The organism is Pseudonocardia sp. ICBG162 (assembly GCF_020496225.1).
Taxonomy (GTDB): domain Bacteria; phylum Actinomycetota; class Actinomycetes; order Mycobacteriales; family Pseudonocardiaceae; genus Pseudonocardia; species Pseudonocardia alni.
Map to the genome: position 1 here is coordinate 601,092 of NZ_JAHLJD010000017.1, position 24,025 is coordinate 625,116.

A 24,025-nucleotide genomic window follows, 5' to 3' on the forward strand; every position below is an offset into this window, starting at 1 on the left:
CGGGGTGGGGTGGTGGCGGTCAGGGCGTGAGGTAGACGGTCCGGGTGTCGGTCACGAAGTCGAGGGCCTGGCGGCCGCCCTCGGGGAAGGCCCCGCCGGACGACGCGCGGTGCCCACCGAAGGGCGGGGCGACGCCGTTGCCGGTCGTCGGACCGTTGATCTTGATGACGCCGCAGGGGACCTCGGCGGCGAAGCGGTGGGCGGCGGCCAGGTCGCGGGTGTGCACCGACGCGGCCAGCCCGTGGGTCGAGGCGCCGACGATCCCGAGCGCCTCGTCGAGGTCGGCGACGGGCAGCACCGTGGCGAACGGCCCGAAGACCTCCTCGGTCAGCAGGTCGTGGCCGGCCGGGACGTCGGTGAACAGGGTCGGCGGCACCCAGTAGCCGTCCGGGTCGCGGCCCTCGACGTCCCACGCCGTGGCGACGACCCGGGCCCCCGCCGCGAGGGCGCTCGTGCGCAGCGCGCCGAGCCGGTGGAACTGGGCCTCGGTGGCCACCGGGCCGGTGGTGGTCGCCGGGTGGTCGCCCGGGCCGACCCGCAGCGAGCGGACCCGGTCGGCGAGCAGCGCCATGAGCTCCGCGGCGACCGGGGTGGCGACCAGGATCCGGTCGGTCGAGGTGCACGCCTGCCCGGTGAGCCCGAACGCGCCGGTCACGATGTCGTCGGCGGCCCGCTCGAGGTCGGCGTCGGAGCACACGACGGCGCAGTTGCGCCCGCCGAGCTCCAGCTGGAGCCGGGCCTGACCGTGCGCGCGGTCGCGGATCAGCGCGCCGACCCGGTCGGAGCCGGTGAAGCTGACCGCGCGGACCCGCAGGTCGCCCAGGAGCACGTCCATCGCGTCCGGGTCGTGGCCGTGCAGGACGGGCATCGCGTCGCGGGGCAGCCCGGCGTCGTACGCGGCCGCGGCGAGGGCCTCACCGACCCCGGCGGTGACCGGCGAGGGCTTGAACAGCACGGTGTTCCCCGCCGCCAGCGCCGGGCCGATCTTGCGGGCGGCCAGCGACAGCGGGAAGTTCCACGGGGTCACCGCGGCGACCACGCCCAGCGGGCCGCGCAGCGTGTGCGCGGTCGTGCCGGGGGTCTCGGCCGGGAACGTGGTCCCCTCCACGAGGAACGCCAGCTGCGCGGCGAGCCGGAACTGCTCGGCCGCCTTGCCGACCTCGCCGCGGGCGGCGGCCAGCGGCTTGCCCTCCTCGGCCGTGACCAGGGCCGCGATCCGGTCGCGGGACTGCTCCAGTGCCCCGGCGAGGCCGGTGAGCACGGCCGCCCGGCGGGCCGGGGTGGTCGCGGGCCAGTCGCTGCCGGCGGCCCGGTCCACCGCGGCGCGGACGTCGTCCGGGGTGGACGGCCGGTAGTGGCTCACGGTGCGGCCGGGACGCGCCGGATCGACGGTCCGGGCCTCGGACCCGGACGCATCCGGGGCGGGACGTGTCGGTGCGGGGTGCACGAAGAACCTCCGGCGGATTGTGGAGTGTGACGGCTACCGCCGATTCTGGGGCGGGGCCAGCATGACCGGCACTGGACGAAGTGCAGCCGCCCACGGATCGGATATAGGCAGATGGCACAGAGCGCAGGACCCGTCGAGGAGCACGACGTCCCGGCCGCCCGGGGCGAGGAGGCCGAGACCGTCACCGTCACCGACCTGCTGGCGGAGCCACAGCTGCGCAACACGCTGGTGGCGGGCCGGGACGGGACGTCCGCGGTCGCGCGGTGGTGCGTGCCGCTGTCCGAGCTGGCGGAGGGCGCCGACCCCACCGAGGCGGGCCTGGTCGTGCACGCCCCGGTGTCACGGCTGCGGGGACCCGACGGGGCGGGCCTGGTGCGGGAGGTGGTGGCCGCGGGCGCGGTCGCGCTGCTGGTGCGCCTCGACCCCGTCGACGCCGCCGCGCCCGCGGTGCTCGCCCGCCTGCTGCCCGAGGCCAGGGCCGCCGCCGACGAGGCACGGCTGCCGCTCGCGCTGCTGCCCTCCGGCGCGGACTTCCGGTCGGTGAGCCGGCTCGTGGCGACCAAGGTGCTGGCCCAGTCGACGCACGTCCTGGAGTACAGCGACCGGGTGCACCGCTCGCTCGGCGAGATCCTGGCCCGCGGCACCGGGATCCCCGCGCTGGCCCACGGCATGTCCCGGATGGCGGGCGTCCCCGCGCTCGTCGTCGACCTCGACGGCACGGTCCTCGCCCACGAGTCCGCCGTCGGGCGGGTGGCACGGGCCCCGGAGCAGGTCGTGCAGGCGCTCCACCGCTACTCCGACACGGTGGGCGTCGCCGCAGGGGGGCACCAGCACGCGGTCTCGCTCGAACCCGTCGGCACCCCGGCGGGCGCGGTGGTGCCGCTGGTCTCGCCGGTCGCGATCGGTGGTGAGCCCTGTGGTCTGGTCGCCGTCCTGGAACCGGTCGACGCCACGGCCCACGACCGCGCCCAGCGCCGCGTCGTGGTCCAGGAGGGGGCCGTCCTGATCGGCGCCGAGATGCTGCGGATCCGGTCGATGACCGAGGCGGAGGAACGGACCCGGGGCGACTTCGTCGTGGACCTGGTCCACGGACGCTTCGCCGACGGCCAGCAGCTGCTCGCCCGCGCCCGTCACCACGGCTTCGTGCCCGACGAGCGGTACGTGACCCTCGTCGTCGAACCCGACCCCCCGGTGTCCGACGACGCCCGGACCGTGCGCCGGTTCCAGGCCGCGGCCCGGGCGGCCGAGCGCATCGAGCACCGCGGCAGTGCCCCCGTGCTGGCCGCGCCGCTCGGCGGCAACCTCGTCGTGGTCGCGCCGGTCGGCACCGGGGCCGACGGGAACGAGCCGCGCGCGCTGGCCGGTGCGGTCGCGTCGGCGGTGCAGGCGAAGCTGTCCGGCACTGCACGCGTGGCGTTCGGCGCCCCCGGTCCCGGCGCGAGCGGCACCGCGCAGAGCTACCGCGAGGCCCGGACCGCGCTCTCGCTGGCCCGGCGGGTCGACGCCGCCCCGGTGATCGGCTACGAGGACCTGCGGATCTTCGTCGCCCTGCGCGAGGTCGCCGACTCCGAGAACGGACGGCGGTTCGCCCGCGAGGTGCTCGCCCCGCTGCGCCGCGCGGACGGGCACAACCGCAGCCTGGAGAGCGTGGTGCTCGCCTACATCGCCGAGTCGGGCAACCTCAACGCGGCCGCGCGACGGCTGGGCCTGCACCGCAACACGACCCTCTACAAGCTCGACCGGGTCTCGCGGGCGATCGGGATGGACATCCGCTCCTCGGACACCCAGTTCATGGTGTGGCTGGCCCACCACGTGGACACGCTCGCGACCGTGAACGACGGGCTGGACGCGGAGCTGGCCCCACCGCCCTGAGCCCGCCCGCGCTCAGGCGTGCCGGACGCACGCCCGCCCGACCGCCCGCGCCGGTCCGCGCAGCGGGGCGCCGACCCCGGCCGGCACGGGCACCGGCACCGGACGGGCGGGGGGCGCGGCCAGCACCACGTCCGGCAGCACCGTCCCCGGCCCGAGGTGCACGTGCTCGCCGAAGGGTGCGGGCCCGGCGACGGCCGGTGCGGCGACGAGCAGGTGCGTCCCGGTCGGCACGCGGACGGCGAACCCGCCGTCGTCGCCGGTGGTGACGCGGTCCAGCTGGCGGCCCGCCCCGTCGACGACGGTGACCGTCGCCGCGGCGGGTGCGCCGTCGGGTCCGCGGACCCGCCCGACCGCGGCCGGGACGGGCCCGTCGTCGCCGGTCTCCAGCAGCGCCGGGAGCTCGGCGGCCAGCAGCCCGGCCTCGCGGGCGAGCGCGGCGCCGCGCCCGGTCCCGCCGGCCGGGCCGATCAGCAGGTCGAGCACGGCCGCGCAGCTGCCCGCGGGCACCGGCCGCCCGGCGACGGCGTCGGCGGTGAGCTGCGCGAGGCGCGCACAGCCCGCGGTCAGCGCCGGGGTCCCGGACACCCCCTCGGCGGAGCGGGCCAGGCGCCGCGCGTGCTCGGCGACGGCGGTGCAGGCGGTCAGCCCGTGCGCGACGTCGCGGTGGGTGGAGCCCAGCCAGGTCCGGGTCAGCGGCCGTCCCAGCAGCAGTGTCTGGTGCAGCGCGGCGTCGAGTGCGCGCGCCCCGGCACGCAGGTCCTCGCACGGGCCGGGACGGCGCAGCGCACGGTCGACCGTCCCCAACAGCTCGGCCAGCGCGTCGAGCAGCCCGCGGCGGGCCTCCTCGGCGGCGGACCGGGTGCGGGTGGGCAGCACGAGCACCGACACCGCGCAGCCGATGAGACCGCCGACCACGGTCTCCTCCAGGCGCAGCACCATCAGGTCCACCGTGAAGGTGCCGAGCAACGCGTAGAGCTCGCCGAGCATCAGCGTGATGAAGAAGATCATCAACGCGTAGGAGAGCCGGAACAGGTAGAGCGCGCCGAAGATGCTGAGCAGGATCACCGGCAGCACCACGGCGACGTCGGGTCCCAGCACCGGCACCAGCGCGATCGCACCGACCAGGCCGATCATGGTGCCGACGATGCGGTGCGCGGCCTTGCGCACCGTCTCGGCGACGGTCGCGGTGCCGGTGAAGGCGATGAACGCGGCCAGCACCGCCCAGTAGTAGCGCTGCTCGGACAGCGCGTCGCCCACCGCGATCGCGACCGCGGTGGCCACCGCGACCTGCACGGCCTGGCGGGTGGTCAGCGACAGCCGCGAGGCGGGACGGCCGGGGTCCGGCGGGCGGTGCAGCCGGGTCACCGTGCCCGCCGAGCCGGGCAGGTTGCCCCCGAACAACTGGACCGCGGGGGCGAACGCGGCTGCCTCCCCGACCGTCGCGGGCCCTCCCTCCGGCGCGGTCCCGAGGGCGCCCTCCAGCGCGGTGTCGAGGGCGGCGGTCCAGTCGGCGCGGGCGTCGGCGAGCACCGTGGCGTCGACGGCGAGCCGGCGCGGCCCCGGGGCCGCCACCCGGTCGGCGACCCGTCCGGCCCGCTCGCGCACCGCGTCCCAGCGGCCGCCGTGCAGCGCGGTGAGGACCGCGCGGGCGTCGTCGCAGTCCAGGGCGCCGGGGCCGACCCGGGTCAGCGCGGTGACGGCCAGCTCGGCGTCGAACACCGCCCGGCGGACGATCCGGGCGGCGTCGTCGTCGGCGACGGCGGCCGGGGTCCCCAGCTGCCCGTCGATGACCAGCGCGGCCTCGTTCACCCGGACCAGAAGGCTCGCCAGCCGGGCCTCGGCGCGCTCCCGCTCCGTCGTGCCGGGCGCGTGCCCGTCGAGGGCCAGCACGGTCCCGGCGAGACCGGCGAGCCGCGCCTCGAACGAGCGCAGCATCCGGCGCAGCACCCGGTCGTTGCGGATCGGGAGCAGCACCAGCGTCAGCAGCATCACCCAGACGATCGCGACCGCGACGACGAACGCCACCCCGGGCAGCATCTCCGGACGCAGGCTCAGGAACAGGGCGAAGAAGTAGCCCATGAACCCGCCCATGCCGCAGACGAAGTACCGCAGCCCGAAGCGCCGTACCCAGACCGCGACGAACACCACCACGACGAACGCGGTCAGGGACGCGAGCCGGTTCCGGTCGACGAGCAGCGCCACGCCCATCCCGGCGAGCATCGAGAGGGCCAGGAAGCACAGCGTGACCGCCTGCCCGGCGCGGGTGACGTCGAAGATCCCGAACGAGGCCAGCATGGCCACCACCGCCCCGAGCATCATCGGCACCAGTGGCGGGGTGCCCGTCGTCGTCGCGACGAGGTACTCCACGCCCAGCGTGCTGGCGATCGCCAGCACGGCGCGGACCGCCGAGACGAGCCGGACGAGGCCGGGGTCGGAGGCGACGAACCGGTCACGGGCCCGGAGGAGGCGGTCGGACGCGGTCGGCACAGTCCGTTGCATATGCTAACGGTATACCGGATCGTGATCTTCGCGCATTCCGGGCCCGCCGGACGTAGCGTGGGCGCCCAGGACCGATCACGGAGGTGGCGGGTGCGCGGGTACGGGTTCGTGGCGGCGGGTGGCCCGGAGCAGCAGGCGTTCGTCGAGGTCGAGGAGCCGCGGCCCGGGCCGGGTGAGCTGCTCGTGCGGGTCCGGGCGGCCGGGGTCAACCCGGGCGACTGGCGGATGCGCGACCGCGACTACGGCGTCGCCGGGCCCGCGGTGCTCGGCCGCGAGGTCGCCGGGACCGTGCTGGAGGTCGGCGACGGTGTCACCGGGTTCGCCCCAGGCGACGAGGTGTTCGGCGGCTGCCCGGACATGCAGGGCGGCTGGGCGCCGCGGGCGCGGGTCACCGCCGGGTTCGCCGCACACCGCCCGCCGGGGGTCCCGCCCGAGCAGGCGGCGGCGCTGCCGGTCGCCGCGGGCACCGCCTGGGACACCCTCACGAACCTCGACCTGCCCGCCGGGGCGACGCTGCTGGTCAACGGGGCGGGCGGCGGGGTCGGCCTGCCGCTGGTGCAGCTGGCCCGCCGCCGCGGGCTGGCCGTCGTCGGCACGGCGAGCCCCGCCAAGCACGCCCTGCTCGCCGGGTTCGGCGCCGTCCCGGTGGCCTACGGCGACGGCGTCGCCGACCGGATCCGCGCGGCCGCGCCCGGCGGTGTCGACGGCGCCCTGGACCTGGTCGGCGGCGACGCGCTGCGCGCGGTGGCCGGGCTCGTCCCGCCCGCGACGCTGTACTCGATCGCGGACAAGCCACTGGTCACGCAGCTGGGCGGCCGCGACGTCACCCGCGACCGCAGCACCGCGGTGCTCGACGCGCTCGCCGCACTCGTCGCGGCCGGGGAGCTCGACCCGCTGGTGCGCGAGGTCCGGCCGCTGGCCGAGGCCGGGGCGGCGCTCGCCCTGGTCGAACAGGGTCACGTGACCGGCAAGGTCGTCCTGGTGCTCTAGTCCCGACGGAACAGGAACAGCCCGTAGCGGTGCTGGTCGTCGACCCACTGGGCCTCGGCCCGCAACCCGTGCCGGGCCACGTCGGTGCGCAGCCGGTCGGGCTCGAACTTCGCCGAGAACCCGACGTTGACGCTGTCGCCGCGACGCAGCTCCAGCGTCCGGTCCAGGCCGGGCAGCACCACGGTCTGGTCCCGGCGCGCCCACAGCCGCCCGTCGACGACGTCGGCGGCGGCGTCGTAGTGCGCCGCCGGGTGCACCGCGTCGAGGGCGACGCTCCCGCCGAACCGGCGTGCCAGATGGTCGAGGTGGTTGAGCCGGAACCGGGCGAAGGCGTCGTACCCGGGCGGGTCGTTGTAGCAGGTCTCGAACACCGCGGCGGGTTTGACGAGGTCCGCGGACAGCAGCAGCGCGTCGCCGGGGCGCAGCGTGGCGCCGATCCGGGCGAGCAGTGCGGAGCGCTCGTCGGCCGTGGTGTTGCCGATGTTGGCGCCGAGGAACAGCACCGCCACCGGTGCGCCGCCGTCGTCGCGCAGCCGGTCGAGGCCGGCCTCGTAACGCCCCCACAGCCCGGTGACGGTCAGCCCCGGCAGGTCCGCCATGCGTTCGGCGCTGAGCACGAGCATCTCGCGGCTCACGTCGATCGGCAGGTAGGTCGTCGGCCGGGTCGCCGAGCAGTGTTCGAGCAGCAGCCGCGTCTTCTTCGCGCTCCCGGACCCCAGCTCGGCGACGCGTGGGCAGCCCAACCGGGCCGCGATGTCGGTGCCGTACCGCTCCAGGAGCGCTCGCTCGCAGCGGGTCAGGTAGTAGGTCGGGAGGTCGGTGATCTGCTCGAACAGCGCCGAGCCGAGCGCGTCGTAGCCGAACCAGGGAGGGATCCGCGGCAGCGGCTCGGCGAGGTGGGCGCGCAGCACGGCGACGTCGTCCCAGAAGGACCCCTGTTCCAGCTCGACCGGTGCGGCGGTCACCGGGAGGGCCCGTCCCCGAGCGGGCGCAGGCTGGACTCCCCCGCCGACCAGCGGGCCAGCACCCGGTCGGCGAGCCGGTCGCCGAGCAGCCCGGCGGCCCGGATGCCGAACACGACCTCGGCGGCGAGCGCGGGCTCGATCTGCAGCAGCGGCGCCAGGACGTCGCGGCGCACGACCTGCTCGTGGACGGCGTCGGCCTCCACGTGCTCGTCGTAGAACCGGACCGCGGCCGGGCCGCAGCCGAGCCGGCGCATCGCCCGGACCAGCCGTTCCGACCCCGGCGACGACGTCAGCTCCACCAGCGCGAACTGCCCGACCAGTGCGCCGCGCAGGCCGCGCCGCAGGCCGCACAGCGACATGAAGTTGACCTCGGCGAGGGTCTCGGCGCCGACGACGTCGACGTGCGCGCCGTAGGCGTCGGACAGGCCGAGGTCGCGCATCATGTCGGCGAACAGCACGGCGTGCATGAGGGCGGCGTCGCCCGCGCCGTACTCGTCGTGCTCGACGGTGACCAGGCCCGCCTTGGCGGCCGGGGGCAGCCGCGGGATCACCCAGGCCTGCGGATCGGCCTCCTTCAGGTGGTAGATCGAGCGGTGCACGACGTACTCACGCAGCTGCCACAGCTCGCCGCGGCGCAGCAGGTGGTGGGTCACGCCGGTCTCCGCGCCCGGCCCGACCGGCTCGACGAGCAGCGCGGCGACGGTCGCGTCGACGTCGTCGCCGGGCGGGACCGCGGCACGCAGGGCGGCCAGGAACCGGTCCTCCAGCGCCACGCGCAGGCCGAGCAGGGCCACGTCCCACTCGTGCTCGTCGCCGACCCCGGCGAAGCCGCGGTAGTGCAGCTCGTAGCAGCAGTGCAGGGCCAGGTGCAGGTCCTCGCCCCACGGGTCGGCGTCGCCGGGGGCCGGCAGCGCGGCGGGGTCGCCGCCCAGCCGGGCCAGGACGGCGCCGGACAGCGGGCCGCGCGCCGCCGGTAGCGGCGCGGTCCCGGTGCCCGGGTGCGGGGGTGCGGTCACGTCGGGTCCTCCTGTCGCACGCGGGCGCGGTGGCTGGTGTCGCAGAACGGCGGGCGGCGGGTGCGCCGGCAGGTGCACAGGGCGGTGACCGGGCGCCGCGACGTCACCCGGGTGCCGTCGGGCAGCTCGACCTCCACCGGGCCGGACACCAGGACCGGGCCGTCCTCGGTGAGCCGCACCCGGGCGGGGCCGGCGCCGGTCTCACGACCCACGGACGGCCTCGATCACCACGAGCTCCTCGTCGGCGGCGCCGGGCTCGACCAGGCCACGCGTCTCGTGCAGCACGGCGCGGGCCCGCATCACCGGGCCGAGCGGGATCCGGGACCGGTCGGCGACCCGCACGGTGAGCCCGGCCGCGGCGAGCCGGTCCAGTGAGGCCTGCACCCCGGAGACGGCGCTGTGCACCATGAGCAGCGCGCCGCCCGGTCCGAGGTGGGCGGCGACGCCGTCGCAGATGCGGTCGATCACGGCGCGGCCGTCGCGGCCGCCGTCCCAGCTGCGCGCCCGGCGGTGCCGGACGAGCCGGTCGGTGTGCGACGGCACGTACGGCGGGTTGGCGGTGACCAGGTCGAACCGCCGGCCGTCGACGGGGCCGAACAGGTCACCGCGGTGCACGGTCAGCGCGGTGCGGTGCAGCCGGGCGTTGACCCGTGCCGCGAGCACGGCGCGCCGTGACAGGTCGACCGCGGTGACCGCGCCGGCACCGCAGCGGGCCGCGGCGAGCGCCACGGTCCCGGTGCCGGTGCCCAGATCGAGCACGGCACCGCGGGCCCGCCCGGAGACGGCGACGGCGCGGGCCAGCATCTGCGAGTCCGACTGCGGCCGGTAGACCCCGGGCGGGGTCAGGAGCATGGGCGCCACGTCAGTGCGCGACCGTCTCGCGGGCCACCTCGGCGTGCCGGGTGCGGGCCGCGGTGAGCACGCCCGCCCGGTTCTTGTGCTGCTCCTCGTAGCGCAGCACGGCCTGCACGTCCTCGGGCCTGTCGAGCTCGCGGACGGCGCGGGCCGCGTCGGGGACGGACAGGTCGTCGTAGCCGTCGACCGGGAGTTCGCCGGCGCCGAGCGCGCCGCGGGACCGGCGGGTGTCGTGCAGGGCGCGGGCGGTGTCGCCGGCCCGCTCGCGGCGGGCGATGTCCTCGGCGCGCTCCAGGGCGGCGTCCAGCCCGGACCCGAGGACGTCGGCGGCGTCGCGTCCGGCGCGGTCGGCGCCGTCGCCGAGTGCCGACGCGGTGCGCCGCACCCGTTCCCCGGCCCGGGTCAGCTCGTGCCCGGCCCGGTTCAGGCCGACGGCGCCGAGGCGGGCCGGTAGCCGCACGACGTCGGTGACGGCGCCGCGCACGACCTGCAGCGGGGTGGCCCGCAGCGGTGCGGGCCCGCCGACGGCCTCCTCGGCGAGCACGGTGGTCAGCCACTCGACGGTCTCGGTGTGGGCCTCGACGAGCTCACCGGCGAGGCGGTGCACCCGGTCGGGCCCCGACGCGGTCAGCGCCTGCAGGTAGCGGGCGCGGTCCTGCAGCTGCCGCTCCAGCGCGAGGTCGCCGAGCAGCGCCTCGTCGAAGCGCTGGGCCTGCTCGACCTGGCTCTTCACGAACGCGAGGATCCGGCCGCCGACGGCACCGACCAGGTCGGGTACGGCGTCGAGCTCGCGCAGGGCGTCCTGGATGCGACCGAGACGGGCCTCGGCGCGGCGGGCGTTGTCGGTGAGCTCGCGGCGGGTCTCGTCGGTGCGGGCCTGCACGGTGCGCAGGCCCGCGATCCGGTTCTCGGTGCGGGTCAGCTGCTCCAGCACACGGAGCTGGGCGACCACGGCGGCGGTATCGGTCACGAACACGTCCTCTTGCGGCGGCGACAGGGTCGGACCGCGCCTACCCGCGATCCGCGGTCCCACTCCTGCCGCCGGTGCCGCTCCGGTCAGACCACCGGCATGTTCAGCTCGGTACGCAGGTCGGCGGGGTCCATGTCCGGCGACGGCTCGGTGAGATAGACCTCCCAGAACACGTCGCCGCCGCGCAGGCCCTGGCCGGCGACCCACTCCCCCAGCCGCTGCCAGGCGGCGCCGAGCCCGTCGAACGAACCGGCGTGCACGACGCGGGCCACCCGGCAGGCGGGCAGCGCGCCGGCGACGACGTCGCCGTCCGGGACGACCTCCCGGTCGGTGGGGAACCCCGTCTCGAGGTCGGCGGTCGCCGTCAGCGGCCCCCGGTACAGCGCGAACGCCGGCCCGCTCACCGTCACCCCCTGCCCGGCGACGGTCCCGGGGAGGACGGAGTAGGCGCGGTCGAAGAACGCGGGCAGGTCGGTGACCGGGACCCTGCCGCGGACGACGGCGGTGGGGCGGGCGGTGACCTCGACGAGCTCGGGGGTGGTCATGGACGGGTCCTTCCGGCGGGGTGGGTGGTCCACCGGGGTGGACCGCTCCGGGCGGGCGGACTCATCGGTCCGCGCGGGGCGCGAGGTGGGTGGCGAGGAAGCGGTCGGCGGCCTCGAACATGGTGGCCAGGTTCTCCGGGTTGACGATGGCGTGCCCCTCGTCGTCGAACACCAGGTACTCCACGTCCACCCCGCGGCCACGCAGCGCGGCGACGAGGTTGTCGGACTCGGCGCGCACCACCCGGACGTCGTTGGCGCCCTGCACCACCATCAGCGGGGTGCGGATGTCGTCGACCCGGGTGATCGGCGAGCGGGCCAGCATGTCGGCCTCCTGCGCCGGGTCGGCCGGGTCGCCGACGTAGCGGTACCAGTTGTTGACCAGGCCGGGCCGGGTGAACTCCGGCACGGTGCGCAGGAAGTCCGCCAGGTTCGAGATGCCGACGTACTCCACCGCCGCGGCGAACCGGTCCGGGGTGAACGCGACGCCGACCAGGGTGGCGTAGCCACCGTAGGAGCCGCCGAACATCGCGACCCGGTCCGGGTCGGCGTACCCGCGCGCGACGGCCCAGTCGACGGCGTCGATCAGGTCGTCGTGCATGGCGCCGGCGAACTCCCCGACCGCGGCCTCCATGTGGGCGCGGCCGAACCCGTAGGAGCCGCGGAACTGCGGCTGCAGCACCGCGTAGCCGCGGTTCACCCACAGCTGCACGCTCGCGTCGAAGCCCCACCAGTCCCGAGCCCACGGCCCGCCGTGCGGCATCAGCACCAACGGCAGCCCCTCGGGTGCGACGCCGACCGGCAGCGTCAGGTAGGCGAGCATCTCCCGGCCGTCGCGGGCGGTGATCGTGAACGCCTCGACCGGCGCGAGCTGTGCCGGGTCGAGGTCGGCGCGCGGGCGGAACAGCAGCCGCGACTCCCCCGTGGCGCGGTCGTGGAACCAGGTCTGGGGGTCGCGGTCGTGGACGAAGGTCGCGACCCAGCGTCGGCCCTCGACGTCGCCGGAGACACTGGACAGGTCGCCGTCGCACAGGTCGCGCAGCGCGACGAGCACCTCGGCGAAGTCCGGGTCGACGGCCCGGATCTCCTGGCGCGCACCGAGGTAGCGGACGCCGAGCAGCTCCCCGGTGCCGCGGTGGCGGATCAGCGCCGACGGGAGGCTGGGGAAGATCTGGGCGCGGATGTCGATGTCGTGCTCGGGGTGCCGGTCGACCTCGGTGACCTCGCCGGTCCTGGTGTCGAGCCGGCCGAGGTGCAGCCGGTCGCCGTCGCCGTAGGTGCCGATCCAGATTCCGGTGCCGTCGGGGGTCGGTTCGTAGGGGTACGCGCCGAGCGGATGGGCGTCGCCGTCGACGGTCGCGACGAGCTGCTCGCCGCGCCACACCTGCGCCGTCCCGTCGTCGGTCATCGTCTCGCGCAGCAGCTCGTCGCCGACGAGGGTCCAGCCGTCACCGGGGCCGGGGCTCTGCGCGAGCACCGTCATCTCCCCGGTCGCGACGTCGAGCTCGCACAGGTCGAACTCGACGGGGTTGCGGGCGTTGCTCTGCAGCAGCAGCGTCCCGGGCCGCTCCGGGCGCTGCTCGAGGCCGAAGGTCGTCGCGTCCTCGAACGGGGTGAGGTCCACCGCGGGCGCGTCCGGCGCGGTCAGGTCGACGCGGAACACGTGCCAGTTCTCGTCGCCGCCGGTGTCCTGCAGGTAGAGCAGGTAGCGGGGATCGTCGGTCCAGAAGTAGCGCAACACGGTGCGGGTCTCGTCGGCGGTGACGCAGCGCTCGTCGCCGCCGTCCACGTCGGTCACCCACACGTTCAGGCGCCCCTTCCAGGGGGCGAGGAAGGCGATGCGGGTGCCGTCCGGGGAGATCGTGGCGGCGGTGCGGTCGGGCATGCGCAGCAGGTCGCGGGCGGGGATCCGGTCGGGCGGGGCCATGGTGGTCTCCGGGGTCGGGGTGCCGGTCACAGCGCGGTCCAGATCGTCTCGGCGTCGACGACGCGGTGGCGGCGCCAGGTGAGGGCGCGCTCGGCCGCGGCGACCACGCCGGCGACCAGGAGGCCCGTGTTGAGCCAGCCGGGCAGGGTGACCGGTGAGGTGAAGGTCCCGAACCGTGCGGCGACGGCGTCGATGCCGGTGAGCATCTCCGGCGCCACCGGGATGGCCAGGACGAGGTTGACGAGCAGCACGACGACGGCGACCGCGGCGATCGTGCGGCTCACCGCGGGTGAGCGGCGGGCCAGCCGCGCGCGGCGGTACTCGAGCGTGCCGGGCACCGGGGGCAGCCGCCGCTCCCCGCCGTCGGGGGTGACCAGGTGCATCCGGGTGATGCCGTAGAGGCCGGCGTCGACCTCGATCCGGCCGCCCGGCACCGGCAGCGACGCCGGCATCTCCGCCCGCGCGACCTGCTCGCCGTCGCGGTACAGGCGTGCGTCCCAGTCCCGTGCCTGGTCGACCTCGACGGTCCACATCGCGCCGGGCCCGCCGGGCTCGGGGAGAGGGGCCGCGTACACCGAGCGGGTCAGGATCTCGTGGCGGCGCAGCGGCCGCAGCCGCGGGCTCACCGGGCACCCGCCGTCGCCGGGGCCGGTGCGGCGGCGTCGGCCGCACCCGGTTCGCCGAGGTCACGGAACGCGGGCGCCACCAGCGCGACGAGCGCGGTGCCGACCGCGACCGCGGCGAGCGCGATCCCGGCGGCGCCGAGGCCGACCGCGGAGGCCAGCGCCGCGACCGGCGCCGCGGTCAGCGCGGGCGCGGCGAGCAGCAGGGTGTTCTGCGCTCCGAGGACGCGGCCGCGCAGGGCGTCCGGGGTGGCCTCGATGGTGAGGACCCCGAGCACCGCGCCGACCGGGGCGTTGGTGAACCCCACGAGCGCGGCGGCGCCGAGCACCACCCACGGCGAGGCCAGGCTCCCGACCAGCGCGAACCCGGCGCCGAAGCCGAGCATCCCGAGCACGAACCAGGTCCGGCGCCGCACCCGGTTCACCAGCGCCGCGTACAGCACGGAGCCGGCCAGCCCGCCCGCGGCGAGCGCGCTCAGCGTCAGCCCGGCGAGCGCGGGCAGGTCCAGCGCCGTGAAGTAGGCGGGCATCAGCGTCGTCTGCAGGGCCGCGATGACCGCGACCAGCACCGCCGACACCAGCGTCGCCCCGAGCACCAGCCGCTGCCCGGCGAGGAACACCCACGACGCCGCGAGATCCCGCACGGCCCTGCGCACCGCACCCCCCGGAGCGGTGCGCAGGACCACCTCGACCCGCCCGGCCCGCGGGTCCAGCAGCGCCGCGGTCAGCGCCGCGAGCAGGCTCGTCAACGCCGTCACCACCAGCACCGTCGACGCCGGGCCGGCCAGGGCGACCAGCAGGCCGCCGATCGCCGGTCCGGCCAGCAGCAGCACGTTGGCCAGGTTCTCCCGCAGCGCGATCAGCCGGTCCAGCCGGCCCGGCCGCGGGTCGAGCCGGACCAGTGCCGGCAGCAGGACCTCCTGCGCGGTCATCGCGGGCACCCGCACGACCGCGCCGAGCACGCCGAGCACCAGGAAGGCGGTCATGCCGAGCCCCCACAGCGCGTCGACGACCGGCAGCGCCGCGACCACCGCGGCCCCCAGGACCCCGGCGACGACGGTGACCAGCCTGCGGTCGACCCGGTCCACGACCAGCCCCGAGACCAGCCCGGTCAGCGCGGACGCCGTGGTGGTGACCGTCGCCAGCACGCCCGCGGCCAGCACGTCCCCGGTGCGCTGCAGGACCAGCAGCGGCAGGACCGCCGCCATGATCCCGCCGCCGAGCAGGGTCAGCCCGTAGGCGGCGAGCCACAGCGCCGGGCTGCGTCGCAGCGTGCTCACCGGACCAGGGCCTTGGTGCTGCGCCGGAACGCCCAGACGACCACCAGCGCGGCCAGCACGGTCAGCGGGGTGCCCATGGCGACCCGGGCGATGCCCAGCCCGCCGGTGGCCTCGGCGACGTAGAGCCACTGCTGGATCCCGAATCGGGCGCCAAGCACCAGCGCCGCGGCACCGGTGGCGAGGTCGTGGGCCCGCAGGACCGCGGGCGTCGAGCGCCAGGGGTGCGTGCCCCCGTGGACGGCGTTCCAGATCACGCCGGTGATCGGCCGGCGGGCCAGCAGCGACCCGGCCGTGACGACGAACCCGGCCAGCGAGGCCCAGATGCCGATCACGAAGAAGTCGCGCGCCGACCCGGTCCAGGCGACGATCCCGGCCGCCAGCGCGACGCCGAGCAGGCTGCCGACCGCCGAGCTGAACTTCTCCCGCTTCAGCAGCCGGTACCCGAACAGGGCCAGACCGGTCGCGACGGCGATGCCGATGGTCATCGGCAGGGACAGGAAGGCGTTCGCCGTCACGAACACGATCACCGGGATCGTCGAGTAGACGAACCCCGCGGTCCCGCCCATCTGATCGAGCAGGCTCGGGGTGGCGCGGTCGCGGGTCCTGTCGTGCTGCGGCTCGGTCATGGTCATGCCGTCCTCCCTCGTCGTGATGTGCTGCAACGAGGGAAGGCCGTGCCGCCACGGCACACTCAAGCCCGAGGGCCCGTCGTGTGGTTCAGGTCACTGCCGGCTTGACCGTGCCGCGACGGCACGGTGTGGGCTCGCCCCATGACTTGGAGCACCCGGGAGATCGCCGAGCTGGCCGGCACCAGCCTGCGGGCGGTGCGGCACTACCACGAGGTGGGGCTGTTGACCGAGCCCGCGCGACGGGCGAACGGCTACAAGCAGTACGGCGTCGAGCACCTGGTCCGGCTGCTGCGCATCAAACGCCTGGCCGACCTCGGGTTCTCGCTGCCGCAGATCGCCGACACCCTCGACGACCGCGACCACCCCGAACAGGCGCTGCGCACGCTCGACGCCGAGCTGGCCGCCACCGTCGACCGGCTGCAGCGAGCGCGCGTCGAGCTCGCCGCGATCCTGGATCGGCGCGCACCGGCGGACCTGCCGGTCGAGCTGGTGCCCGCGCAGGCGTCGTCGCTGACCGACGCGGACCGCTCGCTGGTGCTGCTCATGACCCGGGTGATGGGGCCGCGCAAGCTCGCCGCGTACGGCGCGCTGCTGCGCGACATGCCGGCCGACCCCACCGACGGCGAGTTCGACGCGCTGCACGCCGACGCCGGGGAGGACGTCCGCCGCGACCTCGCCGAACGCATGCTGCCGCACGTGCGTCGGGTGCAGGAGGCCCACCCGGAGCTGCGCGGCCCGGACGACGACGCCCCGCGCGGCGCCCGGGTGCTCGCCGAGACGACGAACGCGGCGATGCAGGAGCTGTACAACCCGGCCCAGGTCGACGTCCTCGTCCGGGTCGCGGCGCTGCTGCGGACCGACCACTGACCGCTGTCCACCGCTCGATCGAGAGGGAGAGAGATGTTCGACCACAAGCTGCTGAAGTACAAGCTCGGCTGGAAGGGCTTCGACTACGCCGGGATGGAGAAGGAGCTGAACGAGCTCGGGACGCAGGGCTGGGAGGCGGTCGGGACCCTCGTGCCCTCGTCGGGCAACGGGCAGGCGCTCGAGGTCGTGGTGATCATGAAGCGGGCGCGGGGGTGATCATCACGGCGGCGGGACAGGAGCCGTTGCGCCGCAACATCCTTCAACCCGAGAGGGGGGTCCGCCACCGTGTGTAACGTATGGCGCCAGTCCTTCGGTTATCACCGCACGGGGTGAGGTCGTCACACGGCGTCGTACGTGCTCGATAGCCTCACGCCACCGGTTCCGGTGAGGCGAAGGGCGCGATGTGGCGGACGGCGTGACGGACGAGCAGGTCTCGAAGATCTACAAGATCTTCCTGAAGTACGCGGACACCAGCTCGCCCCGGGAAGCCCTCGACGACCTCCAGTTGATGGGCCAGCCGCCGGAGATGATCGACCGGATCCGGGAGCGTCACGAGGCGGAGACGGTACGCATCCGCAATCTCGAGGAGCCGCCGTCGGTCTGGATGGACGGTCGTCTCACCTGGTACACGGGTCCCGACATGGCCAAGGACCGGAACTGGCCCGCCATCCGGGCGTCGATGGACCGCAAGGGTTTCGGCGTGGAGAACATCGAGTCGGTGGACGCGGCGTCGACGAAGGTCGTCGCACTGCTCGACCACCCCAAGCAGGAGTCCTACCGCACCCGCGGCCTGGTCGTCGGTTACGTGCAGTCGGGGAAGACGACCAACTTCACCGCCGTGATGGCGAAGGCCGCGGATCGTGGCTACAAGCTGTTCATCGTCCTGTCCGGTATCCACAACACCCTGCGGCGTCAGACGCAGACCCGGCTCGCGGGCGACCTCGTCCACGCCAACCCCGGCAAGTGGTACGAGGTCACCAACGACCGGCACGACTTCGTCCCACCGGGCAATCCGAAGGCCTTCTTCGCCGCCAAGGACCAGCACCTGCTGATGGTGGTGAAGAAGAACGCCACCGTCCTGCGGAAGCTGCGCAACTGGCTGGCCTCGGCGGGCGAGTACCTGGACAAGTGTCCGACCCTGATCATCGACGACGAGGCCGACCAGTCGACGGTGGCGACAACCAAGATCAATCCGCTGTTGTTCGACGTCCTGAACAACTTCCCGAAGGTCGGCTACATCGGGTACACGGCGACGCCGTTCGCCAACCTGCTCATCAATCCCGCGGACGAGAACGACTTCTACCCGCGCGATTTCATCGTCAACCTCCCGCAGCCGAGCGGGTACCACGGCACCGAGGTCCTGTTCGGCCGTGAGCTCCTGCCCGGTGAGGACGCGTCCACGCTGGACGGCGGCTACGACATGATCCGCACCGTCCCCGACGCCGAGATCGACGAATTGAAGCCGCGGAACAAGAAGGAGGCGACCGACTTCCACCCGGGCACCGCCCATTCGCTGCGCAGGGCCGTCGAGTGGTTCTGGCTGGCGACGGCGGCGCGTCGGGTACGCGGCGGCGGCAATCCGCACTCGACGATGCTCATCCACACCACCACCGACACCGTCGTCCACGACCGGTTCAAGGACCCGCTGCTCGACCTCCGGATGCGGATGCTCCGCGACCTCGACGGCGGTGACGCCACCCTCCTCGGCCGACTCCGGACGACCTGGGAGGAGGAGACCCGGCGGGTCCCCGCCGAGGACTTCGACGAGACGCCGGTGGCGTTCGACGCCCTGCTCCTGCACCTGCAGGACGTGGTCCGCGAGACGCGTGTGATCATCGACAACTACCGGAGCACGGACCGTCTCGACTACGAGTCCGGTCCGGTGACCGCCATCGCCGTCGGCGGGAACACACTGTCCCGTGGCCTCACCCTCGAAGGTCTGATCTCCAGTCTGTTCGTGCGGGCCGTCTCCGCCTACGACACGTTGCTGCAGATGGGCCGTTGGTTCGGCTACCGCAATCACTACGGCGACCTTCCCCGGATCTGGATGACCGACGAGTTGCGGGAATGGTTCGCCCACCTGGCGACCGTCGAGGCCGAGATGCGTCAGGACATCAACCGGTACATGAACCCCGGCGTCACCCCGTTGAACTTCGCCGTGCGGCTCCGGACGCATCCGAAGATGAGCATCACGACGAAGGCGAAGATGACCAGCGCGGTGAAGGCGGCGGCCGCCTACGGCGGGCTCCTCGTCGAGTCCCGCTTCTACGACGTCTCCCCGACCGGCGGGGAATGGTTGGCCCGCAACGCCCGAGCAGGCCGGGACCTGGTGGCCGCCGCGGTGCGGAGCGGAGTGGGGACGCCCTCGACCGGCGAGTCGGCCCTGTTCACCGGGGTCCCGCACGACGACGTGCTCGACTTCCTCGCCGCGTACTCCTTCCACGAGCGCTCGTCCGACGGCGACAGCCGCCGGATCGCGGAGTACATCCGTCGTCGCGTGCGTCAGGGCTCGCTCGGCCGGTGGAGCGTCGGGGTCGTCGGCAATTCGATGGAGGGTGCCGACACCAAGCGGTGCGACTTCGGCAGCGGTGTCGACGTCCGCATGGTCCGACGGGCGCGGCTCCACTACGACGCGGACACCACGTTCGACGGGGTCGCCGACATCAAGACCCTCAGCAGCCGTCGTGACGAGGCGCTCGACCTGGCCACCGACCACGCGAGCTCGCTCACCAGGAAGGATCTCCTCGCCCTGCGCGGCGCTCAGCGTCCGGCCGAGGGCCTCGTCCTGCTGTACCCGATCGAGCCCCGCTCGGAGCCGGCACGGTTGAAGAACCGTGTCGCGCTCGCAGCCCCCACCGACGACGTCGTCATGGGTGTCGCCCTGGTGTTCCCCGAGGTGCGCGGCCGCGACTCCGAGGTCGAGTACATGAGCGCGGACCTGTCGCAGGTCGACGTCGAAGTGGAGGACGGCTCCGTCCTCGAGCAACAGGACGACGAGTGAGTCCGGACGGCCCCCGACTCGCAGCGCTCTGGACAGCCGCCGCGGCCGAGCCCCCCACATCGGCGTACCGGACGGCGGCCTCCGGAGTCGGGACACGACACGGATCCGTGCTCGTGGCACTCCGCGACGACGGTTCCCGGCACCTGCTGATCCCGATCGACGCACGGCACAGCCTGAAGGAGGAGACCGACGGACAGGCCGTCACGCTCCGACGCCGTGTACTGGAGGACGCGACTACCCGACGCACCTATGCCGCGCTCGGTCTGGTGGACGATCGGCTCACGGATCTCTTCCAGGCGCTCTGTGTGGAGGTGCTCGCGCGCGTCGAGGCGGCACCCGAGCAGGCGGTCCAGGCGTTGCGACGCACGTTGGGCGACTGGCGGTCCCTGCTGTCCGGCGCCCGACGGGTGCTCGGTCCGTCGGAGCTGGCAGGCCTGTTCGGGGAGCTCCTGGTACTGCGCGACCTCGTCGCGTCGGATCCGGGTGCGGTGACGTTCTGGACCGGCCCCTCCGGTTCCGCCCAGGACTTCCACCGCGGCACCTGCGCCCTGGAGGTGAAGACGACGACGTCGCCGGAGGGTCGTACCGTGCGCATCCACGGCACCGGCCAGCTCGACGGCGGTGTCGGCAGGCTCCTCCTGACCTGGTTCCGCCTGCGCACGGACCGGGGGCGCTCGGTCCCCGACCTGGTCGAGGACGTCCTCGTGCGGTGCGACGACGGCGACGCGTTCGTCCGGGCGCTCGCCGACCTGGGCTACCGGAGCTCGGACGCCGAGATCTACCGGGCCCGTGTCTTCGAGCCGGTGGAGCAGCTGACGTACGAGGTGGGGCCCGGATTCCCGCGCATCACCCCGCCCGGGCTGGTCGACGACGCGGCGCTCGCCGGCATCGGAACCGTCCACTACGACCTCGACCTGGACTCGGATCCCGCATCCTCGGCGCGGATCGACGTGGATCCCGTCCGAGCGTTCCTGGAGCACTCGTGACGACACCGCAGTGGTGGTCCCAGCCCTTCCCCCCGACCGGTGCCATCGCGTCGGAAGGCATCCGCAACCAGTTGGGGCGGCCTCCCGTCGATCCGTTGACCGTTTTCGTCCGCGAGACGGCACAGAATTCCTGGGATGCCCGCCTGCGCGACGCACCCGTCCCGACCACGTACCGCCTGCACCTGACCACCGTCGCGCCGACGCACCGCCCGAACTGGCAACGGCTGCTCAGCCCGCCCGTCGAGACGGAGGCGCATCTCGGGGTGGGACGTGTCGTGCGGACGCCGAACCTCCGCCTGCTGTCGGTCGTGGACCGAGGGACCAAGGGGCTGGGCGGCCCCACCCGCGCCGACGAGCTGGCCACCGATCGGAAGGACTGGGTGTCCTTCGTCCTCAACGTCGGGGAGAAGCGCGACACCGACCAGGGCGGCGGAACCTACGGCTACGGCAAGGCCGTGCTGTACCGGATGTCGAAGGTCGGCACGATCCTCGTCTACTCCCGGACGGAGGAACCCGACGGTTCGATCGCCTCCCGCCTGATCGGCATCGCACTCGGCGAGTCGTTCGACAGTCGGGCCCGAGCCGACAGCGACTCGCGACCGTTCACCGGGCGCCACTGGTGGGGGGACGTCCAGGGAGACCACGTCGAGCCCCTGCGGGGCTCCGAGGCCGACACCGTCGCCCGTGGCCTCGGTCTCCAGCCGTTCGACGACGACGAGACCGGCACCACGTTGGTCGTCCTCGACCCGGATCTGGACGACTTCGACGAACCCGCGGACGCGGCCCGCCATCTGGCGGAGACCATCGCCTGGCAGCTGTGGCCGATCATGCTGTCCGAGCGCGGCGACGACCGGCTGGTCCCCGACGTCGTGGCGGGAGGGACGTCGTTCGTCGTTCCGGACCCGGCGGAGACCTACCCCCTCGAACTCTTCGTCCAGGCCTATCGCCGCCAACGCGACGGCGACGGCACCGTCCTCGAGTGCGGCAACCCTCGACGGAAGCTCGGCCGGTTCGCCGTCGAGCAGGACTTCGTCGTCCCCATGGCACCCGGGTCGGGGTCCCTCGCCGCAGAGTGCGCCGGGGTGCCCGAGGACCCCCACCACATCTGCCTCATGCGGTCGCCCGAGCTGGTCGTGAAGTACTTCAAGGGGCCCGAGACCGGCTCGATCAACAAGGCCTACGCCGGAGTGTTCCGCGCGTTGGACGAGCTCGACGACGTCTACGCCGCGGCCGAGCCCCCGACCCACGACAACTGGGTCGACGAGCAGCTCACCGGGCACGACCGCACGTTCATCAGGACGACGTTCCGCCGGATCAGGGATCAGCTCGACGGGTTCCGTGCCTCCGCAGGTGTGACGACCTCCCGCGCGGGGAGCGACATGGCGCTGGGAGCCGCCAGTTCCTTCCTCGGCGGGATCGTCGCCGCGGCTTTCGCCCGGCCGGACGACCCGGCCACGACCGGGTCGTCGACGGGAACGGCAGGCGGCCGGGGCGCCGCTCCGGGGGCCGGGCGGCGGCCGACCCCGGCGCCGCGGGATCGGATACGCGTCGTCGCCACCGGCGACGCGGCCGTCGACGCGGCCGTCGACGAGCTCGACGGTCGCGTGGTGCTGGTCCAGGACTTCACCGTCTCCGGCCCCGGCCCGGCGAGTCTGCGGGCCGAGGTCTCCGTCGGGCTCGGTGAACGATCGCGGGAGGACGAGGCGCCCGCAGGCGCCTCACGCCCCGAGGTGCTGCACTGGACCACCGCCGACGGGACGTGCCGTGGCGACACCTGCGTCGTCGGCAGTCCGGCTGAGGTCCGGCTGGTAGTACTGCCCGTCCCCGACACGCTGACCGACATCTCGGTCGTCGGCGAGCGCGCGGAGGCCTCCACGTGAGCCGTGTCTTCCCCTACCGTCGGCCGCCGGCCGACGTCCTCTCGACGGGGCCGTGGCTCCTGGTCGGCGAGGACTCGCTCCACGAGCTCGGCCACGAGATCTCCGACTGGGACTACGGCACCACCCTGCGGTTGCGCAGGCCCCTCCGCGTCGACGGTCTACGGGCACGGCGGTCCTGCGGGCTGGGCCCGGACGCCGAGCTCGACCTCTCGGTGGTCTGGTCGTCCAGCAGTTCCGGGCTTCGGGGTCTGGCCCGACGCCAGGGCCTGCCGGCCGCGGACGACGTCCCGGTGGAGATCGAGTTCGAGCTCCCGGGCGACGAGCTCGGCGGCCGGCTCGACCTCCGGACCGTGGTGACACTGAGATCCGCCGGTCAGGACACACCCTCTCCGATCTCCCCGCGACGCCCCGGCAGCACGCTCTGGAGCGACGAGCAGTCGGTCCTGTTGCAGGGCGACGCCGTCCTGTTCCCACTGTCGGTCGTCGACTTCTCGACGCTCCCCTACCCGGACGGCGCCACCTGGCACCTGGAGCTGGGTCACGACCTCGAGGCCCAGGCGCTCGGGTCCATCCTGCTGCTGGCGAACGAACGGCGTGGGCTCGTGACCCGGGCGCTCGCGGCCGCGGCCGACCCGACCGACGCCGACCGACGGGTCCTCTCGACGATCCGGACCGACGTCATCCGGTCGCTGGTGGAACAAGCCCTCGTCGACGACCACTTCGACCCGGACGAGGCACACCCGGCCGGGTCCGTCGGTGCCCTGCTCGCGGCTGTCCTGCGCACCGCCTTCCCGGACCGCACCGTCGAGGCGCTCCGTACCGAACGGCGGCACGACCCGATCCTGTTCACCTCGCGTGTCCAACACGCGACGCAACTGCTGGCCGGCCCATGAGCATCCTGTACCCGCGTCTGCTCGACCAGGCGGCGCGCGACCTCCACTACCGCTACACGACGCTGTCCGTCGAGGACCTGCGGGAGCACCACGCGTTCCGCCACCCCTCCGCGGTGTTCGCCGCGACCGGTGGTCACCGAGTACCGATCGACGTGTTGGACGACCTGCGACGCCGCGTGGTCAAGATCGCCGAGGAGCACGGCTACCCCAGCGGGGGCCGCCGACGTGACCACTCGGAGTTCGACCGGGAGATCGCAGCCCTGCTGCACGAGCGCTGCGGACTCGTCGCCGCCGAGGCCGCCGTCCGCCCGATCTGGGCCTTCATGGCCCTGGTCGTCCTTCCCGACGTCTCCTACTGGCGATACCCGGAACCACCCGCTGACCGCGTGCTCGCCACCGACATCACCCGTCACGTGTGGGGGCGGCTCTGGTGGCGCGCACACCTGCTCGTCCTGCCCGAGGAGTTCGGCGACCGCTACCGTCTCCTCGACACGTTCGGCGAGGCGGACTTCGACCAGATTTACGCCCGGCGCACTCTGCTCGGCGGCAGTCGGAAGCTCGTACGGGCCGTCGCGGAGACGTGGCCGACCGTCGACCGTGGCGGGTTCCAGAGCCGTGTCGTGCTGCGCGACCTGCTGCAGCGACTGCTCCGACTGGGAGCAGTGGTCGAGTTCGACGTACTCGACGACCTGGAGCTCCGCGACCAGATCCGGGCCGAGGCCCGGATGTCCGTGCTCGAGCTGCGACGCCGGGACGACGAGGGGGCAGCCACCTGACGACAGG

Annotated in this window: 21 protein-coding genes; 9 read left to right on the top strand and 12 right to left on the bottom strand. The window is 74.2% G+C overall.

Translation table 11 applies throughout. The features are described from left to right. Window positions 1–19: 19 nt before the first annotated feature. Window positions 20–1,447, bottom strand: coding sequence for an aldehyde dehydrogenase (locus KPL60_RS16895; RefSeq protein ID WP_226366416.1), 1,428 nt, complete (start codon window positions 1,445–1,447; stop codon window positions 20–22). 111 nt (window positions 1,448–1,558) lie between these two features. Between KPL60_RS16895 and KPL60_RS16900 the strand changes: the two genes are divergently transcribed. Then, window positions 1,559–3,319: a CdaR family transcriptional regulator gene (locus tag KPL60_RS16900; RefSeq protein WP_226366417.1), complete on the top strand. Its 1,761-nt coding sequence runs from the start codon at window positions 1,559–1,561 to the stop codon at window positions 3,317–3,319. 12 nt (window positions 3,320–3,331) lie between these two features. Here KPL60_RS16900 and KPL60_RS16905 read toward each other — a convergent pair whose 3' ends face one another. Further along, on the bottom strand, window positions 3,332–5,818 hold the full coding sequence (locus KPL60_RS16905) for an FUSC family protein (protein WP_226366418.1): 2,487 nt from the start codon (window positions 5,816–5,818) through the stop codon (window positions 3,332–3,334). 90 nt (window positions 5,819–5,908) lie between these two features. Between KPL60_RS16905 and KPL60_RS16910 the strand changes: the two genes are divergently transcribed. After that, window positions 5,909–6,808, top strand: a complete 900-nt coding sequence (locus KPL60_RS16910) for an NADP-dependent oxidoreductase (protein ID WP_226366419.1) — start codon at window positions 5,909–5,911, stop codon at window positions 6,806–6,808. On the opposite strand, the gene KPL60_RS16915 is transcribed toward KPL60_RS16910, so the two are convergent. The 10 genes from KPL60_RS16915 to KPL60_RS16960 form a co-directional block, all read right to left on the bottom strand. Further along, window positions 6,805–7,773, bottom strand: coding sequence for an L-histidine N(alpha)-methyltransferase (locus tag KPL60_RS16915; protein ID WP_226366420.1), 969 nt, complete (start codon window positions 7,771–7,773; stop codon window positions 6,805–6,807). The genes KPL60_RS16910 and KPL60_RS16915 overlap by 4 nt on opposite strands. Beyond that, a complete protein-coding gene (locus KPL60_RS16920) occupies window positions 7,770–8,789 on the bottom strand; it encodes an iron-containing redox enzyme family protein (protein WP_226366421.1) in 1,020 nt (339 codons plus the stop codon). The genes KPL60_RS16915 and KPL60_RS16920 overlap by 4 nt, the downstream gene beginning before the upstream one ends. Next, window positions 8,786–9,001, bottom strand: a complete 216-nt coding sequence (locus KPL60_RS16925; protein WP_062396505.1) for a CDGSH iron-sulfur domain-containing protein — start codon at window positions 8,999–9,001, stop codon at window positions 8,786–8,788. The genes KPL60_RS16920 and KPL60_RS16925 overlap by 4 nt, the downstream gene beginning before the upstream one ends. Next, entirely contained in the window at window positions 8,991–9,641 is a 651-nt protein-coding gene (locus tag KPL60_RS16930) for a HemK2/MTQ2 family protein methyltransferase (protein WP_083474778.1), read from the bottom strand. Before KPL60_RS16930 ends, KPL60_RS16925 begins: the two co-directional genes overlap by 11 nt. A gap of 10 nt (window positions 9,642–9,651) precedes the next feature. Next, entirely contained in the window at window positions 9,652–10,614 is a 963-nt protein-coding gene (locus tag KPL60_RS16935) for a ferritin-like domain-containing protein (RefSeq protein WP_202968221.1), read from the bottom strand. Window positions 10,615–10,700: 86 nt separating this feature from the next. Beyond that, a complete protein-coding gene (locus tag KPL60_RS16940; RefSeq protein WP_226366422.1) occupies window positions 10,701–11,159 on the bottom strand; it encodes a GyrI-like domain-containing protein in 459 nt (152 codons plus the stop codon). Between the two features lie 61 nt (window positions 11,160–11,220). Next, window positions 11,221–13,113, bottom strand: a complete 1,893-nt coding sequence (locus KPL60_RS16945) for a S9 family peptidase (protein ID WP_226366423.1) — start codon at window positions 13,111–13,113, stop codon at window positions 11,221–11,223. Next, window positions 13,110–13,709, bottom strand: coding sequence for a hypothetical protein (locus KPL60_RS16950; RefSeq protein ID WP_226366424.1), 600 nt, complete (start codon window positions 13,707–13,709; stop codon window positions 13,110–13,112). The genes KPL60_RS16945 and KPL60_RS16950 overlap by 4 nt, the downstream gene beginning before the upstream one ends. Then, window positions 13,706–14,986, bottom strand: a complete 1,281-nt coding sequence (locus KPL60_RS16955; RefSeq protein WP_226350544.1) for an MFS transporter — start codon at window positions 14,984–14,986, stop codon at window positions 13,706–13,708. Before KPL60_RS16955 ends, KPL60_RS16950 begins: the two co-directional genes overlap by 4 nt. After that, the gene (locus KPL60_RS16960) at window positions 14,983–15,618 is read right to left on the bottom strand and encodes a DUF3159 domain-containing protein (protein ID WP_226366425.1); all 636 of its coding nucleotides are present in this window, start codon (window positions 15,616–15,618) and stop codon (window positions 14,983–14,985) included. Before KPL60_RS16960 ends, KPL60_RS16955 begins: the two co-directional genes overlap by 4 nt. 138 nt (window positions 15,619–15,756) lie before the next feature. Between KPL60_RS16960 and KPL60_RS16965 the strand changes: the two genes are divergently transcribed. The 7 genes from KPL60_RS16965 to KPL60_RS16995 all read left to right on the top strand — a co-directional run bounded on the left by KPL60_RS16965 (window position 15,757) and on the right by KPL60_RS16995 (window position 24,018). Continuing rightward, the gene (locus KPL60_RS16965; protein ID WP_226366426.1) at window positions 15,757–16,482 is read left to right on the top strand and encodes a MerR family transcriptional regulator; all 726 of its coding nucleotides are present in this window, start codon (window positions 15,757–15,759) and stop codon (window positions 16,480–16,482) included. Between the two features lie 33 nt (window positions 16,483–16,515). Beyond that, a complete protein-coding gene (locus KPL60_RS16970; protein ID WP_226366427.1) occupies window positions 16,516–16,698 on the top strand; it encodes a DUF4177 domain-containing protein in 183 nt (60 codons plus the stop codon). A 199-nt stretch (window positions 16,699–16,897) separates the two neighbouring features. Then, window positions 16,898–19,483 carry a Z1 domain-containing protein gene (locus tag KPL60_RS16975; RefSeq protein WP_226366428.1) on the top strand — a complete coding sequence of 862 codons (2,586 nt, stop codon included), beginning with the start codon at window positions 16,898–16,900 and terminating at the stop codon, window positions 19,481–19,483. Continuing rightward, complete coding sequence (locus tag KPL60_RS16980) at window positions 19,480–20,469, top strand: PD-(D/E)XK motif protein (RefSeq protein ID WP_226366429.1); 990 nt, start codon at window positions 19,480–19,482, stop codon at window positions 20,467–20,469. The genes KPL60_RS16975 and KPL60_RS16980 overlap by 4 nt, the downstream gene beginning before the upstream one ends. Before the next feature lie 95 nt (window positions 20,470–20,564). Next, a complete protein-coding gene (locus KPL60_RS16985) occupies window positions 20,565–22,349 on the top strand; it encodes a hypothetical protein (protein ID WP_226366430.1) in 1,785 nt (594 codons plus the stop codon). Beyond that, window positions 22,346–23,242: a hypothetical protein gene (locus KPL60_RS16990; protein ID WP_226366431.1), complete on the top strand. Its 897-nt coding sequence runs from the start codon at window positions 22,346–22,348 to the stop codon at window positions 23,240–23,242. The genes KPL60_RS16985 and KPL60_RS16990 overlap by 4 nt, the downstream gene beginning before the upstream one ends. Next, entirely contained in the window at window positions 23,239–24,018 is a 780-nt protein-coding gene (locus KPL60_RS16995) for a DUF6339 family protein (protein ID WP_226366432.1), read from the top strand. The genes KPL60_RS16990 and KPL60_RS16995 overlap by 4 nt, the downstream gene beginning before the upstream one ends. Window positions 24,019–24,025: the final 7 nt, after the last annotated feature.